We start from the raw sequence: 454 nt of genomic DNA on the forward strand, positions 1-454 counted from the left end.
TGCCATGCGGCGCGATCAAGGCGAGCACATCGATCAGAAGAACGTCCGCAAGCATCGCACAGACGTTTTCCGTCTGTTGCAGCTGCTGCCCGCGGATGAGCGGGTCGTGTTGCCGGAGGCAATTGCCGCGGACATGGCGAGCTTTGCCGCAAAAGTCGGTGCGGATGGGGATTTCCAGCCGAAGGCTATTGGCCTTACGGGTGACGCGGCCGCACAAACCGCGCGACTGCGCACCATCTATGGAATTACCGCCGCATGACGGCTGGGGATGTTCAGATCATACCCGCGGCGCCGCGTGACCGTCGCGCCCATGGCCCTTGGGGCGACCTGGCACTGCACACGATCGGCTGGCGCGCCTTCCAGGATCTATGTTCCCAGGTGTGCGAGGTAGAGGGGAGAAGAATTTAATTGAGCCTGGCCCCTCTCCCTAAATGACGACCGATTGAGCCGCGCC

1 pseudogene is annotated in these 454 nt (G+C 62.3%); it reads left to right on the forward strand.

Features of this window, described 5'->3' with window-relative positions:
• Window positions 1-259 (forward strand): annotated as a pseudogene (locus FP421_RS04465) (hypothetical protein); the annotation flags it as partial.
• Between the last annotated feature and the right edge of the window lie 195 nt (window positions 260-454).

The organism is Polaribacter septentrionalilitoris (assembly GCF_009832745.1).
In the GTDB taxonomy this organism is placed as follows: Bacteria; Bacteroidota; Bacteroidia; order Flavobacteriales; family Flavobacteriaceae; genus Polaribacter; species Polaribacter septentrionalilitoris.